Below are 20,463 nucleotides of genomic sequence, written 5' to 3'. Positions count from 1 at the left end.
TTCCTGTTAATTACTTCGTTTATGAACGCGATAACACTAAGTAGCATTGTTCTGGAGCTTCGTTCGGAAGCATCGAAGGGTGTAACGTTTATTTCGAATGGTTCAGCCGACTTTTTTCTCTCGTACGCAGATATGGTCAACAATGCCCTGAAGATCCTGCATGTCTTCCAAAAAAATGGAATAAAAGCCGGCGATGAAATGGTGTTGCAGATAGATGATAATAAAACATTCCTGTGCGTTTTTTGGGCTTGTGTTCTGGGAGGAATCGTTCCTGTGCCTTTGACTGTAGGTCGAAACGAGGAGCACAAAAGAAAGACGTTTGCTGTTTGGAAATATCTGGTGAACCCGCACCTATTCGCCAGCAGCGAGATACTCGAGAGCCTGACAGTTTACGGATACGGGAACTCTTTCGGTGAAACGGCCGACGCGATGCGCGCGCAATACTGTGGAATGGATACAATTGATTTGAATGTGCCCAACAACGGACAAGTCTATCCGGCAGCATCGGATGACATAGCATTTATACAATTCTCATCAGGATCCACCGGTGATCCAAAAGGTGTGATCTTGACCCATAACAACCTTTTAACCAACACCAGGGACATCGCCTCGGCAGCGGGTTATTCTATGAGGGACAGTACACTGAGTTGGATGCCTCTTACGCACGATATGGGACTAATTGGGTTTCATATAAGTCCTCTTGTCACCGGCCTAAACCAATACCTGATACCGACAGCCTTCTTTATTAGACGACCGGCGGTCTGGTTTGATGTGGCGTCCAGGTACAAAACGACAATCCTCGCGTCCCCTAATTTTGGATACCAGTATTTATTAAAAGCTATCATTGATGGTTCCGACAAAGGTTGGGACTTGTCGAGTATCCGAATCATCTATAATGGGGCCGAACCCATCTCGGCAGAGCTAGCGAGTAACTTTCTTGTCACGATGGAGAAGTATGGCTTGAGGTTTAAAGCGATGTGCCCCGTATATGGATTAGCTGAAGCCAGCGTGGCTGTCTCAATTTCCGCCGTCGATGAAGAGATGAGCTATCTCACCATCAACCGCAAGCATCTGAATATAGGTGAGAAGGTACTTTTGTCTTCAGACAAGCCTGATGGAATCGCCATCGTCAACGTTGGTAGAGCAATCAACAACTGTTGTATACGGATAGCGGACACAGGAAACTTGCCAGTTATCGATGAAACCATTGGAAGAATACAAATTATTGGTGGCAATGTAACATCAGGATACTATAACAATCGTGAAGCAACTTCTATAGTATTTAAAGACCCGCCCTGGCTCGATACTGGTGACATAGGATTCATCAGCAACGGAAATTTGTACATCACGGGTAGGGCGAACGATATAATTTTCAGCAACGGTCAAAATTTTTACTCGCACGATCTTGAGAGGATCGCCGAACAGGTAGAAGGAGTTGAACTGAACAGGATTGCATTCGGTGGATACTTCAATCAAGTTACTCAAAAAGAAGAGTCCATCGGTTTTGTATTACATAAAGGCGCGCTGGAGGATTTTATTCCACTTGTAGAACGGATCAGAGAAACTATTTTCAACCATACCGGCCTAGTCATAGATCTGATCCTTCCTGTTTCCCTTATCCCCAAGACCACCAGTGGGAAACTTCAGAGATTTGAACTTGTTTCGCAATACCGCCAGGGTAAGTTCAGAAACACCGAAACGGAGATTGATCGACTGCAATCAGCAGCCGATAAGGGAGGCAGTGAGCGGGAGCCCATGACCGATGTGGAGCGCAGGTTGTTGAGTATATGGCAAACTATTTTTGAAGGCCAGTATCTCGGGGTTGATCAAAACGTTTTTGACCTTGGGGCAGACTCGCTCAAGGTGTACGAATTGAGTATGCGAATCTCGGAGCAATTCCAGCTGGATCTCCCGGTGAGGACTGTGTATCAAAATCCATCGATCAGAAAAATTGGCTTGGTGATTTCGAGTCATACGACACAAACGCGTAGCGTCATTCCGCGATGTGGCACGAGAGAGAGTTACCCCACGACACAGGCACAAACCCGACTGTACTACCATTGGAGTCTGAACAAGGATTCAGTTGCATACAATATCCCAGTTGCCTTCAAAATTTCGGGACCATTAAATATCCAAAAGATTGAACAGTGTATCCGCTCTTTAATCCAGCGGCACGATTCCCTAAGGGTATATTTTGAGGGCGGAGACGGCGTGTGTTTTCGTATTGCGGATTCGATCGACTTCAGGTTAAACTGTTTAACTTTTTCCGGTGGCGACATTCACGAAACGATATTGGCAAGGTGTCGTCCATTTGACCTCCATCAACCCAAGCTCTTTAGGATCGAGGTATTGGAGCTGACCTGCCAGGAACTCATTTTGTTTCTGGATTTTCATCATAGTATCATGGATGGACTGTCAGTAAATCTTTTGGTAAAGGAGTTGGTCGACTTGTATCATGATGACACGACATGCCTTCCAGAAGTTTCATATTCTGATTATGCATTGTGGATTGACGGAAGAATCCAATCAGGGGAACTGGAAACACACAGAGATTTTTGGCTTGGGAGAGTGAACGGCGAAGTTCAGTCTTTGGAGCTGCCGTTCGACAGTAGTCGTCCACCGGTATTCGATCTGAAGGGCGGCAAAGTCAGAGTCGTGGTTGCGCGGGAAACAGTTTTAGCCTTGAGGCGATTAGCGGCCACACTCGAGTGCACGTCACATGTGCTGCTATTGGCGATCTACCGATTGTTCATTTTTAAAATAACGGGGCAATCAAACATCCCGATTGGAATTCCGGTTAGTGGACGAGATCATCCAGAAATACAACGTACGCTGGGCATGTTTGTGAATAATATCGTCCAAACGAACTCAGTCAACCCATTGAGCATGTTTGTAGAGCTTGTGATGAAGGAAAAGGATGAACTCCTGGCGGCTTTGGATCATCAGAGTTATCCATTTAACAGAATGATGGAGATGAGCGACACGCAAAGAGATCCAAGCCGCAATCCATTATTTGATACAATGTTTACGTTTCATAACCTCACCGGTAGTTCGAAGGTCTATAAACGTATTGGAATGCAGCCGTATTTCTTCGACATAGGGATAGCGAAATTTGATTTCTCCGTCGAGATATTTGATCACGGCGAACAGTCGATAGAATGTTGGTTCGAATACGCCTCATCACTCTTTAGCAGGGAGACAGTCATAAGGTTGGTAAAGTACTTCACGAACCTTATGGATGAAATCGTTTTGGATCCGGGTAAGCGACTGGTGGACTACAAACTGGATCCGTCTTACGAAGATGCAAGCCGTCTGGATGAGGTGAATGATCAGACCCCGGGTGCAACCGTGGTTGAGCTGTTTGAAAAGCAGGCCTCGAAAACTCCCGATCTGATAGCTATTATAGAGGGTGACACCGAGATGGACTACAGCGAGCTCGCACGGCGCGTTGATGGATTGTGCCTTTTTTTGCAAAACTCTGGACTAAGCCCGGGCGATATTGCTGGTATATTAATGGAAAAGTCAGCGGCATTCCTTGCCAGTATCTTCGGAGTACTTAAGGCTGGCGCTTGCTACTTGCCAATCGACACTGATTTTCCGGAGGACCGGATTCTGAATATTTTCCGTCATTCAGGGCCCAGGGTTATCCTCACGGACAAAGATGTTAGCCAGTTGCCAGAAACGATCAGGCATGAATTCGGCCAATATATCGTTAACGTAAATGATGTGCGGTTTGACCCCGCGGCTGTCGCTAATGATCGGTCCAACCTTGATGGATGGGCGTATATGATCTATACTTCTGGTTCGACCGGAAGTCCAAAAGGTGTAGTGGTGCAGCACAGATCACTATCGAATTATGTTCAGTGGGCCGGGATTAAATATGTTGGAGAGGAACAAAGGGATTTTCCATTGTTTACGTCTGTGTCTTTTGACCTGACGATTACTTCAATTTTTGTACCGTTGATTACGGGCAACAAAGTCGTGATCTACAATGACAAGGATCCTTCCGAGGTCTTGACGCGGATGATATGCGACGGCGTGGTGAGTTGCATTAAATTGACGCCTTCGCACTTAAAGATATTGAGGGATTTGGCGGTGAAGCGCTCTGTTCGGTCAGCTGGCTTGATCTTCATCGTGGGAGGTGAAAGTTTTGAAACAAAACTGGCAAAGTCGATTTGGACAAAATTTGGACCTGAGACGATCATCTATAATGAGTATGGTCCTACCGAGGCTACGGTTGGATGTATGATTTATAAATACAACCCCAAAGATTCTTGCTTAACCGTTCCAATAGGAGAGTCGATAGTAAATTCCGAGGTCTACCTCCTGGACAACTTTATGAACCCGGTTCCGGACGGTATTCCTGGGGAGCTTTATATATCCGGGATGTGTTTGTCTCAAGGTTATCATAATAACGAGGAGCAAACAAGATTGAAGTTTGTCGAGAATCCTTTTCGCCCGAGCTCAATACTCTACAGAACGAGTGACATCGCAAAACGACTTCAGTCGGGAAAGATGATCTATCTAGGTCGCTCTGACAGGGAAATTAAGATCAAAGGTCATCGCATAGATATAACAGAGATAGAACAAAACCTGTTGCTGGTTCCGGACGTCACCGACTGCGTCGTTCTGACACGCTCGACTGGAAATGACGCACTCATTTTGCAGGCGTACTATACGACTACGGAAAAGAAAGAAATATCTCAGAAAGTATTCCTCCAACACTTGGCGAGCCGGCTGCCTTACTACATGATCCCTGCCAGGTATTTCGTTGTTGCAAGTATTCCCTTAACAATAAACGGGAAGGTGAACTACCAGGAGCTCACGAATCTTGTGATGAACAATGATCAGCATGCGAGTTTGGATGAAGTAGGGATGATTGAAATAGAGTCACTCAGCGTTTGGAAGCATGTTTTGCGGCATGACACGATTGCGATGACCGATAATTTTTACGAGCTCGGCGGAGATTCAATAAAGGCGTTTCAGATTGCAACAAGATTGACTGAGAAAGGAATTCAAGTTTCACCGAAAGCCATTCTGACATACCAAACAATCCTTCAGGTAAGTCCATTTGCGCTTCGTTCTTCACAGGACAAAGATTATGAACAGGGTTTGGTCGAAGGGCAACTTTCATTAAACCCGATCCAGCACTGGTTTTTCCAGCGAAGATTTGCCAATCCACATTTTTTCAACCAGTCGGTTTTTCTGAAACTAAAAAAAAAAGTGGATCCAATCATGTTGTCTGAGGCATTTAGACGGTTGGTCAGACATCACGATGGGCTCAGATTGAACTATTCCGAGACCACCGGTTCTCTCTTTTATAACGAAGCTCATTTGTCTGATCCTTTCGGAATTGCGATTCATGAGATAGACACCATTTCTGAAGAAAAAATATCACAGGTGTTAGGCAGCATAAAGGCAGGCTTCGAAATACATCGTACCCTTCTGATAAAAGCAGCCATCGTAAAAAGCAGGAATGAATTTGAAGGCTTGTTAATCACAGCTCATCACCTTGTCGTCGACGGAATTTCCTGGAGGATCTTGCTCGAAGATCTCTATTCGATATATGACAGTTTAAGGTCTGCCCGTACCCCGGAGTTACCTCGCAAGACTGCAAGCCTGACCGACTGGCAATTGCGGTTAACGTCGTACGCAACCGGCTATGATATGTCGCGTGAAAAAGACTATTGGAAGAAAATATCGGAAGAGATCTTTATTGTTCCGCAAGATCATCGGAAGGCAGACTGGCGGTCGCGGAACACGAAGAAGATATACAGGATGTTGACAGTGGCCGACACTGACGTATTGAAGAGGAAGTCGAGCGCAATTTACAACACCAGCATTCCCGTTATCTTAAGCGTAGCGCTGGCAAGAGTTCTTAAGGAGTGGACCAAAAAGGACCGTTTTGTTATAGAAATAGAGAACCACGGAAGACATCTGCCGGACGTTAACCTGCACCGGACGGTCGGTTGGTTTACAATCATGCACCCTCTGGTGCTGGGTATTGAATCGGCGGACCTTGCTGCACAGATCAAAAGCATTAAGGAACAGTTCGGGCAAGTACCGAATGCGGGACTCGGATTTAGCCTGCAGGCATATAGTAATGAACAGAAGGACATTGCCAATTCTGTACAGCGTACGCCAGTTCGTTTCAATTATCTAGGAGAGTTTGGCCTGGAGTTAAACAACGATATCTTCGAGTTTATCGGCGAAGATCCAAGTATCGATACCGATCCAGAGAACGAAATGACTGCGGTACTGGAGATGAATCTGATGATCTCCAGGAATCAGCTTCGTACAGAGCTCGTGTATAACTGCGAAGCTCACGCAGACGAGACGATAAATTGGTTCATGGACCTTTATCTCTCCGAAGCTCTCAGAATTGTGGAACACCTGGAACATGCGAAAGATGTTCAGTTTACGCCTTCGGATTTTCAAACAGCCGAACTGATCCAGGACGAATTGGATATTCTTTTCGAGTAGTCGTCTACACAAACAAGCAAAAATCATGACCAGTATGCGCGACAAATTGCAGAAGTCGAATGTGCAAGAATTGTTTGAGCTTAGCCCCGTTCAAAAGGGAATGTTGTTTCAATATTTGAAGGAGACGGAGAAGAATCTTTACCAGGCACAACTGACGTTCCGAATTCAGGGCACCATCGATCATGAGACACTTAAAGCAGCATTTACAAACGTTCAGACGAGAAACGAGGTGCTTAGGTCTGTTTTCCGATGGGAGAAACTCGGAAAGCCCGTGCAAATTATTTTGAAGGAGTGTCCATTCGACTTTATATACGAGGACCTTTCAACGCTGCAGGATGAGGATGCGGATGGAGCGTTGGATTCGTTATTTCAGAAGGAAAGTGCAAGAAGGTTCGACCTTCAGGATCTACCAGTGCGGTTAACGCTCGTTAAAACCGGACCGTCATTGTATTTGTTTAGAATTACACATCACCACATTCTGTATGATGGTTGGAGTGGTGGCATACTTCTCTCCGAGCTTTTTACTGAATACAATAAATTGTCGCGTGGCATACGGGCAGACCTGGAGTCGAAGCCGTCGTATAAGGAAGGCCATCAGGCTATAGCCGGGAAGGGAGACGAATCCAGTGCCAGGGCTTACTGGTCGGAATATCTTAAGGGCTACGAGATTACGCCTGTCCCATCCGGTAAGGTCAATGGCACATCCGACAGTCCCGTTAAGAAGACCCGTTTCCAGGTTACCGCGGCCAATCTGGAATCTTATGCGAATAGAAAAAGGATAACCAAAGCTGCCGTAATCTACGGCGCTTTAGGGTTGGCCTTGCACAGACTACTGAATCGTTCCGATGTTGTCTTCGGTATCACCGTTTCGAATCGTGACAGCTCGATAGCAGGTGCGGACAGGATCATTGGAAACTTCATCAACTCTATTCCTCTAAGAGTTTGTGTAGCGGGTGATACAACGCTGAGCGATCTTGTCCGGGCAGTGAGCAACGATGTTATTTCCAAAACTCAATACGTCAACACTTCTTATTCGGAGATAAAAGAATATTTGGGCCTGGGATTCAATCAGGATTTATTTGACGTTGTCTTGGCTGCCCAAAATTACCCACTGAATGAAATACTTGCAGAGTTGAATTCGGAATTCAAGGTCACGCTGGAATCATCTTACGAGGCCACTCAATATCTGCTTGGAATGAATGTCTTGTTCAACGACGAGCTGGCTTTGGACTTCGCTCACCGTGATGACGAGATCAGCCATTCCCGGCTGACACAAATTACTCGCTTCTTCAAAGTTGCAATCGACGCTATTCTCGAGAAGGACACTAAGACCGTCGGTGAAATCGACTTTTTGGACGAAGCTGAAAAGCAGAGTCTCCTTGACGAATTCGATTATTCGAAGGTTCCCTTTCCAGAAGACAAAACTGTTGTCGCGGTCTTTCGCGATCGGGTGAGAGAGACCCCGGACTCAGTTGCCGTAAAATTCATGGACCACAAGCTCACCTACCGGGAACTGGACCAGGCATCCGATCGTCTTGCCCGCCATTTGAAACGGACTGAGATCAATAGAAACGAGGTCATCGCACTTCTCACAGATCGGTCCCATAACCTGACAATAGGTATGCTGGCAGTCATGAAGGCTGGAGCAGCCTACATGCCGATCGAAAATGACTACCCTGACGAAAGGATCGAGTATATGATCCGCGATAGTGGCGCCCGAATGGTCCTTGCTTCAAAGGAGATCTTGAAGAAAAATAATTTTAAGATACCGGTCGTCTTTTATGAAGACGTCGAGAACCCGACGTCGGAAGAGCCAAGGGTTGAGGAGATCAATCAACCCTCGGATCTGTGCTGTATCATTTACACCTCCGGAACTACTGGTAATCCGAAGGGAGTGATGATAGAGCACAGAAATATTGTCGGGTTATTTTGCAACGAACAGTTTCCTTACGATGGCCGGCAGGGAGATGTCTGGACTATGTTCCATAGCCCATGTTTCGACTTTAGTGTATGGGAACTTTACGCTGCCTTATTGTCGGGAGGGACAGTAGTTATTGTACCCAAGAAAGTTGCACAAGATACAGCTGCTTTTCACGATTTGTTAGCGCGTGAAAAAGTGACCATGCTGGGACAAACGCCGAGCGCTTTCTACAGCCTCATTGATCAAGATTCATCTTCGCCCGTTGTTCTTGCAGTACGTTTCGTAATGCTGGGTGGAGAAGCTCTTAGCCCCAAAAAACTCCAGCCCTGGAAAGACAAGTATCCAACTGCGCGTCTTTACAATGGCTACGGAATTACGGAGACGACTATCATTATTACCTCCAAAGAATTGGGACAGGCTGATATTGATAGTAACAGTGGCAGCATTGGGCTTCCGCTTGCAACGAAGTCTGTTCTTATTCTTGACGAAAACATGAAGCTGGTCCCGCGTGGATCTGTTGGAGAGCTTTACGTTGGCGGACCCGGAGTAACCCGAGGTTACTTAAACAAGAAAGAGATAACGGCTCAGAAATTTGTGCCGGACCCATTTAATGCAAAAAACATACTTTACAAAACGGGTGATCTGGCCAGGATAATGGAGTCCGGCGATCTGGAATACCATGGACGAATCGATAATCAGGTGCAACTCAGAGGTTTTAGAATTGAGTTGGGGGAAGTTGAAAATCAACTATTGACACATGAACAGATCAAAGAGGCGGTAGCCGTATGCAGGGAAACCAACGAAAGCAAGATACTGGTAGCGTATTACCGTTCGGACGCACCGCTGGAAAAGACGGAGATTCAGCGCTTCCTGGCGCCGAGACTACTCGAACACATGCTTCCATCGTTCTATGTTCATTTGAGTTCATTCCCGCTAACGTCGAATGGTAAAGTCGACAAACGCGCTCTTCCTGATCCGGAATTGAACGAGGAAGCCGACCGGTCTTCTCCGGTTAGTGAAGTAGGTCGCAGTCTGGCAGAGATCTGGTCGAACGTTTTACACATAGATAAACAGGCAATTAATAACGATATAAGTTTTTTTGATGTAGGTGGACATTCGCTAAAAGCAGTTGAGCTCGTAAACAGGATCTTTAAGACATTCAACGTTCAGGTTCCTATCGATCAACTGTTCGAGAATCCAACAATCGCCGGGCTTGAAAACCTGATACAAAGTTCTACGGCTTCGAACGGAAAAGCCGGCGACCAGTATATTCCCATTCAGAAATCTGCAGATCAACCTTACTATCCATTAAGTTCATTTCAAAACAGGCTTTATTTTATTCACCGGTTTGAGCCGTCGTCAACCGCGTACAATGTTTACCTGGCATTGAGAATCAAGGGACCTTTGGAAAAACCTCGCCTAAAGGATGCCTTTTTCAGGCTGCTGCAAAGGCACGAAACTTTACGAACCAGTTTTGACCTTGTCGACGGTATACCGGCGCAACGTATCGTCGATGAAATTTTCTTCGACATCGAAACGGTCGATTGGAAAGAGGGCAGGGAGGAAGAAGCAATCCGGAAGTTTATAAGACCTTTTGATCTGAGCAAACCCCCATTGATGCGGGTTGGCCTTATAGCGATCTCGGATCGGGATCATATACTTGTCGTTGATGGCCATCATATTGTTGCCGATGCGGTTTCGTCGGGTCAATATGTCCATGACCTCCTTTCAATTTACAACAACGAGCCCCTTCGACCAGCCAACTTGCAATACAAAGACTATGTTGTATGGCAACAGAATGAGTCGGTAAAGGGATCGCTTGCGAAGCAAAAACAATTTTGGCTTGACACTTTCACCGGGGAAATTTCGACACTCGATCTGCCAACGGATTTTCCCCGCCCTACCGTAACGAAGTATGAGGGTGACATAGTCGAAGTTTTTATTGAGCCAAATGAAGCCAGGAAACTGAAGGCGGTCGGCGAGTCAAACCAGGCGACCTTATTCATGGTTTTGTTGTCGACTTGTGCAATACTTCTCAATAAGATATGTAATCAGGAGAAAATAATTATCGGCTCACCTGTGGCTGGCCGGCAACACCCCGATTTGGAACAAATAGCCGGGATGTTTATGAACATGATTGCCATCCAGAGTGATGTTGACGGCAGGCTCAGTTTCAACGAATTCGTGGCTTCGGTTAAAGCAAAAACGCTTACTTGTTTCAACCACCAGACATATCCCTATGAGGAATTGATTGATGCACTCCAGTTGCCACGTGATATCAGCCGTAATGCCCTTTTCGATGTCGTCTTTGTTTTGCAGAATGCCGACGAGAAGGCTTGGACAATACCCGGCCTCGATATAAAGGACTATGGACTTAAGCGCCTGGATGCCAAGTTCGATCTTACATTCTTTGCGTCGGAAGAGGCAGGCGGTATCCGAATTTGCATTCAATACGCCACAAGCCTTTTTAAACGTGAGACAATCGCACGATATGCAGACTATTATGAAAGAATAATAAAAGAAGTCATTTCAGATACAAGCATTAAACTCTCTGAAATAGAGATTTTATCCGAAACCGAACGAAAGAAACTTTTGTATTTGTTCAATGATACGGAGACTCCTTTCCCTGGTGATAAAACGCTGGTTGAGCTTTTCGAGGAACAGGTAGACAGGGCACCCGAAAGTCCTGCTTTGGTCTGGAATGGAATAGTCTATCCATATTCCGAGTTAAATGAAAGGGCGAACCGGCTTGCCTGGAGGCTGCGCGAGTATAACCTGGACCCGGATGCCATTGTGGCGATACTGATAGATCAGTCGCCCGGAATGGTGATCGGTATCCTTGGAATTCTTAAAGCCGGAGCCGCATTTCTGCCCATTGACACCAGCTATCCGATCAAGAGAATTCAGTATATGCTTGAGGACAGCGGGTACGCCATGTTGATCTCGCAAGCCGATGTTATGAACAGGGTCGGTTTGAACTTGACATACATCGACCCGTCCGATTCCCAACTTGCGGAACAGCCGGCATCAAATGTCGTCATCAATCGCTCGTCGAGGGACTTGGCTTACGTCATCTATACGTCGGGCAGCACGGGATTGCCTAAAGGCTCTATGATCGAGCATCGATCGGTGGTCAATTTGTGTTATTGGCATATCAATCATTTTAATGTAAGGCCATCCGACCGGGCTTTGAAATTCGCCAGCCTTGGCTTTGATCTCACCGTCGATGAATTATTCCCATACCTTATTAAGGGCACGCCAATCTATTTGGTCGACGAAGAAACGAAGTCGGACATGGCGAAACTCAACAGATTTTGCGAGCAGAACCAAATCACGATAGCTAGCCTTCCAACGCCTGTTTGCGAGCAATTTATCCAGTTGGAGAATAATTCTCTACGCGCCCTACTAACCGGTGGCGACAAATTGAGTGCAACCGGCATCAATAAATATCAATTGTTTAATATTTATGGACCAACTGAGTATACTGTATTCACAACCAGTTTCCATGTAAATGGAGTGTATCAGAATATTCCGATAGGCAAACCGCTCTCGAACACACGATTGATCATTACGAATGCAGATGGCAAGATCACGCCGATAGGAGTGAAGGGTGAGCTATGCATTAGTGGAGTCGGTCTATCTCGTGGTTATTTGAATAAGGAGGCCCTAACGAGGGAGAAATTTGTTCGTAATCCCTACTTCCCGCAAGAGCTGATGTATAAAACCGGTGATGTTGCCCGCTGGCTTGAAGACGGCAATATCGAGTATCTCGGCCGCGCCAACGACCAGGTCAAGATACGCGGTTTTAGAATTGAGTTGGGTGAGATCGAGTATCATTTGAACCGACACAAACAGATCCGCAGGGCAGTTGTGGCGGTAAAAGACAATGACAGGAACAAGTTTATTGTTGCGTACTACATTTCCGCAGACGATCTGGGCGCCGACAAGCTAAAGGCCTATTTGACGGAGGTTCTTCCACATTATATGGTACCTGAGCATTTTATCCGCTTGGAGAAAATGCCCCTAACACCCAATGGCAAGATCAACAAGAAGGAATTGCCGAACCCGCTTGACAACCTCCCTTCGAATTATAACAATGCAACAAATTCCGTGGAGTCCCTGCTGGTTGATATATGGTCCGAAGTTTTGAAGGTCGATAAGGAGAAAATTGGTATAGATCAAAGCTTTTTTGAATTAGGGGGACATTCGTTGAATGCGACGACACTTGCCAACAGGATCTTTAAGAAGACGTCGATCGAGGTGTCTGTCCGTGCGATTTTTGAAAACCAAAATATACGAAGCCTCACCAGGCACCTCGCTGCAAAAAGCCTGGGAATTTTTAGCGCCATAGAGGTGGCGAAGGAACGTGAGTACTATCCGCTATCGGCTGCTCAGAAGCGATTGTATTTTCTCCAGCAATTTGACAAGGGAATAACCGCATACAACATTTACGGCGCTCTGAAGATAAAGGGCAAATTGGATCGCGAATCATTGGAGTACGCCTTTAAAGAAGTTGTAAAAAGACATAGTAGTTTGCGTACATCCTTCTATATCGTAAATGATGTCCCTGCCCAAAAGATATTACCAGTTGCCGATTTTTCAATTCACTATTGGAACAGAACAGGCTCAGATATCGATGACCTGATTCAAACATTTGTCCGTCCATTTGACCTAAGGGAAGCACCGTTGCTCCGGGTAGCCGTCGTATCCCTGTCCGCAGCCACGGAAACCGCGTCACCTGAATATCTTCTCATGGTCGACATGCATCATATCATTTCAGATGGCATGTCTGTGAATATTCTGATAAATGACCTGATGGCATTGTATGCTGGGAAGCCCCTGTCGCCAACCGCGTTGCAGTACAAAGACTATACACTCTGGATGGAGACTCCGGAGGAAAATAAAAGAGCTGCGAAACAGAAAGATTTTTGGTTAAACGAATACTCGGAACTGCCGATGCCACTCGAGTTGCCGTATGACTATGAACGTCCTCAGGTTAAAGCGTACGACGGTGACCTGGTGGAATTCATGTTGAACCGGATCGAGACGCAGCAGCTCATGAAGATCTCCCAATCTCAAAATACCTCAATCTATAATATACTGCTTTCGATCTTTAACGTATTTCTGTCGAAACTGGCAAACCGGGAAGAAATCGTTGTGGGCACGCCTGTGGCCGGAAGACACCATGCCGATCTCGAAAATATCATAGGAATGTTTGTTAACACCCTGGCTATCAGGAACCGGGTGAAGAGCGACCTGTTGTTTATCGAGCTTGTATCGGGCGTGTCGGCGCAGACATTCACTTGCCTGGCCAATGCGGGATTTGCATACGAAGACCTTATCGATTCCCTGAACATTCCGCGGACAATGAATCGAAACCCGTTATTCGATGTGTTTTTTGCCCTGGAGAATTACGGCCAAACGAAACTGGAGATACCCGGCCTCTCTATTACTCCGGGTGAATATGCTCACAACGTAGCCAAATTTGATCTTTCTCTTTACGCGGCTGAGCAGGACAATCAGCTTCGTATGCGATTTGAGTACTGCACTTCATTATTCAGCGCTACAACGATTGACCGGTTTGTCGGTTATTTCAAAGGGGTCGTCACAGCTGTCGCTGAGAATCCGCAAGTCAGGATTTCGGATATCGATATTCTTTCAGATGACGAGAAGCGTAACGTTCTGGTGAACTTCAACGATACTTATGTGCCGTTCCCGGAAGACGAAACGATTGTGTCGATGTTTGAAAGAACTGTGCAAAGTGGTCCCGCAAAAATGGCGATAACATTTGGAAGGAAATCTTTTACGTACCTGGAGTTGAAAGAGTGTGCCGACAGGATTGCCGGGTACCTGCGTAGTTCCCATCACGTTTCGAATGGCGATCTCGTCGGTGTCTTAATGGAAAGGGATGCTGACTTGATCCCATGTATTTATGGAATATTAAAAACCGGCGCAGCTTACGTTCCCATTGACCCCAGGAATCCGCATGAGCGGATATCTACAATAGTATCCGATGCCAATCTAAAATTGCTTTTAACCAAAAAGACTTTCCTGCCGTACGAGGACCAGTTGAAGTCGCCGGTCGTCTACCTGGAGAAGGTGCTGGAGCATATCAATAATGGAGAGCCGAAGTCGTCGTTCGTTGGTCCGAAAGCTGACGACCTTGCGTATGTGATTTATACTTCCGGTTCTACCGGTGTACCCAAGGGTGTCATGGTGGAACATCGGGCAGTGGTAAATCGCCTGCTTTGGATGCAGGAGAAATATCCGTTGACTTCAAATGATATTCTGATACAGAAGACTCCGACGACATTCGACGTGTCCGTCTGGGAGATCTTCTGGTGGGCATTTGCCGGAGCTGGTTTGTACGTACTGCCACCCGGACTGGAAAAAGAGCCGAAAGCCCTGGTCAGAATTATAGAGGAACAAAAAGTTTCCGTGATCCATTTTGTTCCCTCAATGCTCAATGCCTTCCTGCTGTCCCTTGAAGGAAAAGAGATGTCACGGAGAATGTCGGCCCTTAGATTTGTGTTTGCAAGCGGCGAGGCTTTGAAAAAACAGCAGGTTAAGTTGTTCGCAGAACGATGCGATACTAGCCGTACGCATCTTATCAACCTGTACGGACCTACCGAAGCGACGGTTGATGTTTCTTACTATAACTGTGTCTTAGAAAATATTCCCGTCAATATCCCGATTGGAAAGCCCATTAATAACATCAGACTTTACGTTTTAGGCCTGGATAACAAACCGGTTCCCTTGGGCACATCCGGTGAGCTGGCAATAGCCGGTGTCGGTTTAGCAAGAGGTTATCTCGATAATATAGTTTTGACGGAATCCAGATTTGTAAGTATAACTCTCAATGGAAGAAAGGAACGCGTGTACAAGACTGGAGACTTAGCCAGGTGGACACAAGACGGTAACTTATTGTTCCTGGGCCGGATTGATAATCAGGTAAAGCTTCGTGGATTCAGGATTGAATTGGGTGAGATCGAAAATCAGGTACTCAGACTTGAGTCGATCAAGGAGGTTGTTGTGGTGTTAAAGGGCAAATCGGACGATGCAATGCTTGTGTGTTATTGGGTGGGGGAAAAGGACCTTGATGATTTCACAATCAGACAACATTTGATTCAAATGCTCCCCGAATATATGGTGCCGTCGTGTTTTGTCAGGCTTGAAAAAATGCCGGTTACGCAAAACGGGAAACTGAATTCTGCGGCATTGCCACACCCTGAAATTAATACCGCGTCGGCCATCCTGGCGGCCAATACACCTCTTGAGGAAAAACTGGTCGCAGTTTGGGCCGATGTGATGAATATTTCTCCTGACGAAGTAAGTACCGACAAGAGTTTGTTTGAGATGGGAGGGAACTCGATCAAGGCCATTCACCTCATCAATGCCATCTCACGAGTGCTTTCCGTTGACCTGGAAGTGAAGAAAATTTTCGAATATCCGACCGTCCGGGATCTGTCCGTTTATTTGAATCAGGCCGACTCTTACCTGCCTCAAAACAGTATCAACAGGGCAGAAGATAGGCTATATTATCCCGCATCTCCCGCCCAAGAGCGCCTTTACTACCTTCAGATGCACAACCTTGAAAGCTTAGCACACAACGTGTCAGGCGCCATTGAAATTCCTAACGGAGTATCAAAAGATCACCTTCGCTCTTCGATCCAGTCGCTCGTTGATAGGCATGAAACCTTAAGAACCAGCTTTATTTTATCGGACGACAACCTTCTTCAAAGGATCAGCAATGAATTTGAATTCACCCTAGAGGAAATCGATGAGAATAGCTTAAAACCGGAGGAGGCTTTCAAAAGATTTATTCGGCCATTCGATTTGGGAAGTGCATCCCTTTTCAGAGCTGCCCTGTTTAAAAGCAATGCTAAAAATAAAATCTTCCTCTTCATTGACGTACACCACATTGTATGCGATGGGTTGTCGTACGATATCCTGGTCGATGATTTCCGGAAACTTTATCATGGAGTAAAACTGCCCTCGTTGAATCTGCGATATGTCGACTATGCCGTCTGGCAGAAGAACCTCGATAGCCGAATGGAGGACCAAAGGGAATTTTGGGGAGCGACCCTTGCAGAAAAACTACCTTTTCTGAGTCTACCCACATTGCAGGATAGGTCTACTGTGGTGATCGAAAGGGCGTCAAGTAAGATGTGCAGGATTGAAGGGGCAGCGTTCGAAAAACTAAAGCGAGCGGCAAGGGATTCAAATGTCTCCCATTTCATGTACTTGCTGTCGGTCTACTACCTCGTTATGTCTGAATTGACGGGAAGTAAAGATATCATCATAGGTACTCCGGCCGTGGGCAGAACTCGGACTAATCTGAAGAACATCGTGGGCACATTTGTAAACATTCTGCCGTTACGGATGCAGCTTGATTCAATTGACAACCATTCGCAATTGCTGGCAAAGGTGAAGAAGCTTACTACCGAAGCATTTAGAAATCAGGATCTGCAGTTCAATGAGATGGTTTCCCTTGCCCGTAGATCAGAAGGTGACCGGTTAAATCCCATCGTTCAGGTTATATTTTCTTACTCCGACTATTCATCCTCCGACCAACAGTTAAAGGATTTTGGTTTTGTGCCTGTCAACCTCCGCGGTTACACGACAACTCAATATGAGTTTAAGATCGAAGCGCTAGAGCAAGATGACAAGATCATACTTGATTTTGTGTTCTCTACCGATCTCTATGATTCACAGTTTATCGAGGTGGTCCGAAATTATTTTGTCGATACGCTCGCGCACATCCTCGAAGCCATTGGTTCTAGTTCAGAAGTGTTTGCAACTGAAACACTGACTCACTGACGGTCGCTACCTGGAATTCCTTCACATCTATCGCATTAAATTATTTTAATCTAACAAGATGGTATTTCAAAAAGCACTCCTCGAGAGCCTCAAGGCTCATTCCCCATTGATTGCTGTCGAGACCGCAAGTGAATCGTTCAGTTATGAATACGTATTGAAAGGATCCAACGCCATCACTCGTTTCTTGCTGGCAAAAAACGTTCCATCGGAGACACGGGTCGGCCTTGAGATAACTGACAATTTGAAACTTATCATTTCAATGATTGGAGTGATGAATGCAAGATGCGTTGTAGTGCCCATAGATCCGGGTTTACCGAGACAAAGAAGGGCCAGCATGATCGAGGACCTGGGTTTGACGACCTTGATCACATCGCGGGACGTGACCAGTGATCAGGATGTAGAAAGAGAGAGTGTACGTTCGCGACATGTTTATGAAGATATTATTGATGAGGCCTTGGACGGGTTGGCTTCCGATCCTGATTACCCGGAATTCAAGGAAGATGACAGTCTCTATGTGTATTTCACCTCCGGAACGACGGGGAAGCCGAAAGGGATCATTGGCAGGAACTGCAGTCTGACACATTTTATTAAATGGGAAATCGCCGAGTTTTCAATTACACCAGGTACCCGGTTCAGTCAGTTTATCAGCCCCTATTTCGATGCATTTCTGAGGGACATTTTTACACCGCTCATTTCGGGAGGAACCATTTGCCTCGTGCCAACATCGGATGAGCTCGATACACCCGACAAACTTACATCATGGATCACGTCGAAGAGGATCAACTTTATTCATTGTGTACCAAGCTTCTTTGATATCATCAATCACTCAGGTCTTACGGATGAAATGTTGGACGATCTGAACTATGTGTTGCTCTCGGGAGAAAGGATCGTACCCCTTTCATTGAAGAAATGGTTCGACATTTTCGGAACGCGAATCCAGCTTGTCAATTTGTACGGCGCTACGGAAACAACAATGATAAGGACATTCTATCGGATCCGGACGGACGACGTACACAAGTCAAAGATCCCGATTGGAGAACCGATACCCGATACCGTATTGTTGGTGGCCAACTCCGATCTGACCGAAAGCAGACCTTTCTTCCCAGGCGATCTTTATATTTTGTCGCGATATCTAACTAAAGGATATTTAAACCGGCCTGAACTCAACAAGGAGAGATTCCTGGAGATAAAGAGAGGCGACAACAAACCGATTCCAGCTTTCAAGACCGGAGATAAGGCGAGGAGATTGGGAAACAATGAGGTCGAACTTCTCGGACGCGAAGACCGGCAGGTAAAATTAAGAGGCATTCGCATAGAACTGGACGAGGTGGAGTATGCATTGCAGCAATTTCCCCTGATTGCAAAAGCGGTGGTATTGTTGGACGACGGTTCTAAAACAAGGAAGGGCTCTCAAAATGATTTGTCGGGAAACCGTGATCGCCTGGTGGCTTTTGTCATCCTTGTCGACCCCGAAGTAAAGGAAAAGGACGCTGTCGAACTCATGGAAGGACACGTTAAAAAATTGTTGCCAGGCTACATGGTTCCGTCGAGGTTTGTGGTTGTTGCGAAGTTTCCTCTTTTAAGTAGTGGTAAGATTGATCTTTTCCAATTGCTCGATGGTCTGGAGCAAAAAGAAGTTGAAGGGCCTGCGAATCAACTGGAAATGAAACTCTGTGACATTTGGAAAGGGTTACTGAAGATCGACAGTATATCGACAAACGACAGCTTTTATGAGATTGGAGGGAATTCGCTAACCATCCTGCGACTGGTTGGCCAGATATACAAAGAGTTTAAAGTACGGGTGCCTCTAAGTGCAATTCTCGAAAACTCCACGATAAAAAAACAGGCGTTACTGATCGATGGTTTAAAGAAAGATGTCATTCTCGAAATATCTAGGACCGCAGACGAGAGCGTTTACCCTTTATCTCGTGCACAAGAAAGGATCTATTACCTCAACAAGCTGGACCCCGGCAGCATTGCCTACAATACGCCTTTGGCGTGGCAACTAAAGAATGGTCGTGATGTGGGAGGAATAAAGCGATCCTTGAATCAGCTGGTTCGGAGACATGAATGTTTGAGAACCCGGTTCACCTTCGACAATGGTGAATTATTTCAAATAGTTGACGACGCGGTGATTGTACCATTCGAAGAAGTTGACATCGCAGAAACCGACTTGGCTGCCACGTTTAAAAAGTTCATACAACCTTTTCAATTGAACAAAGGACCGTTGTTCCGATTTTTTGTCATCCACGTAGCCGGTAAGAAGACGCTATTGCTGATCGATATCCATCACATTATATGCGACGGCATATCACAAATCAATCTGTTGAAAGATCTGCATTCCCTGTTGGCGGGAAAAATTCTTGACCCTTTGTCGGTACACTACAGGGACTACGTAGCCTGGGAAAAGAACTTTGAAAAATCAAATCAGTACATCCTGGAGCGTGAATTTTGGTTGAGATCATTTGAAGGAGGAAAAATTCCGGAATTGAAATTGCCAGTGTCGCAGAGACTTGATAAAGGAGCAGGTGATGGAGGCGGAAATCATTACTTCGAAATTGCCCTTGAGGAAGCAGGCGGGATGACCGGGTTTCTGAAGGAGAATAATGTAACATCGTTCTCTTTTCTATTTGCTTCGTTTTATGTGTACCTCTTCCAGCTTACGGGTGCGAATGATATAGTGGTCGGCACAAACTCGTCGGGGAGGTTGCAAGACGAGTTGTCGCAAGCAGTAGGAATGTTCACCAGGACACTGCCGATCCGCTGTCCGATAGAGCCTGACCAGCCGTTTCCGGTGTTTGTAAAGAACGTTCACCAGTATCTGATTGATGCAATTAACTATCAATCCTACGACCTTTCCGCTATCGTTGAGGAATTAAACAAAAAACGAAAGAGCCCCATCGAGAATTTGTTCTCTGTGATGTTCGTGTTCCAAAATTTCAGCTCCGATCTGGGTGATTTTGTTGACGATGACTTTACATACTTCCTTGAAAAGAATGGCTCGGCGAAGTTCCCGATCACTCTATTCGCTTACGAGGGTACCCGCAGTTTTAAGTTCAGGCTGGAATACCTGCTTGATCATTTCACGATGGACGATGCGGAAATTATCGCCGGCCAATTTCAGTTGTTGTTGAAAATGATCTTTAAGAATCCACACCTGAGCGTGGGCGAATACATTGAGCACCGTGAAGACCCTCACGAGAAGATTCAAGCGAAAGTTGATTTTAATTTCTGATAAG

Annotated in this window: 3 protein-coding genes; all 3 read left to right on the top strand. The window is 45.9% G+C overall.

What is annotated here, in order from left to right; all coding sequences use genetic code 11:
* Window positions 1-21 precede the first annotated feature (21 nt).
* The 3 genes from KA713_05145 to KA713_05135 are packed head-to-tail and all read left to right on the top strand — an operon-like array spanning window position 22 to window position 20,459.
* Window positions 22-6,483, top strand: a complete 6,462-nt coding sequence (locus KA713_05145) for an amino acid adenylation domain-containing protein (GenBank protein UXE67981.1) — start codon at window positions 22-24, stop codon at window positions 6,481-6,483.
* 34 nt (window positions 6,484-6,517) lie between these two features.
* Entirely contained in the window at window positions 6,518-17,224 is a 10,707-nt protein-coding gene (locus KA713_05140) for an amino acid adenylation domain-containing protein (GenBank protein UXE67980.1), read from the top strand.
* 58 nt (window positions 17,225-17,282) lie between these two features.
* Entirely contained in the window at window positions 17,283-20,459 is a 3,177-nt protein-coding gene (locus KA713_05135) for an amino acid adenylation domain-containing protein (protein UXE67979.1), read from the top strand.
* Window positions 20,460-20,463 lie beyond the last annotated feature (4 nt).

The sequence above is a fragment of the Chryseotalea sp. WA131a genome, from assembly GCA_025370075.1.
Taxonomy (GTDB): domain Bacteria; phylum Bacteroidota; class Bacteroidia; order Cytophagales; family Cyclobacteriaceae; genus ELB16-189.
Note: the sequence above shows the minus strand (reverse complement) of the source record. Positions and strands in the feature narration are given on the sequence as shown.

Bases quoted from the DNA above. Each gene is read 5' to 3' on its own strand.
- KA713_05145 (UXE67981.1), top strand. From the start codon at position 22: ATGAACGCGATAACACTAAGTAGCATTGTTCTGGAGCTTCGTTCGGAA.
- KA713_05140 (UXE67980.1), top strand. From the start codon at position 6,518: ATGCGCGACAAATTGCAGAAGTCGAATGTGCAAGAATTGTTTGAGCTT.
- KA713_05135 (UXE67979.1), top strand. From the start codon at position 17,283: ATGGTATTTCAAAAAGCACTCCTCGAGAGCCTCAAGGCTCATTCCCCA.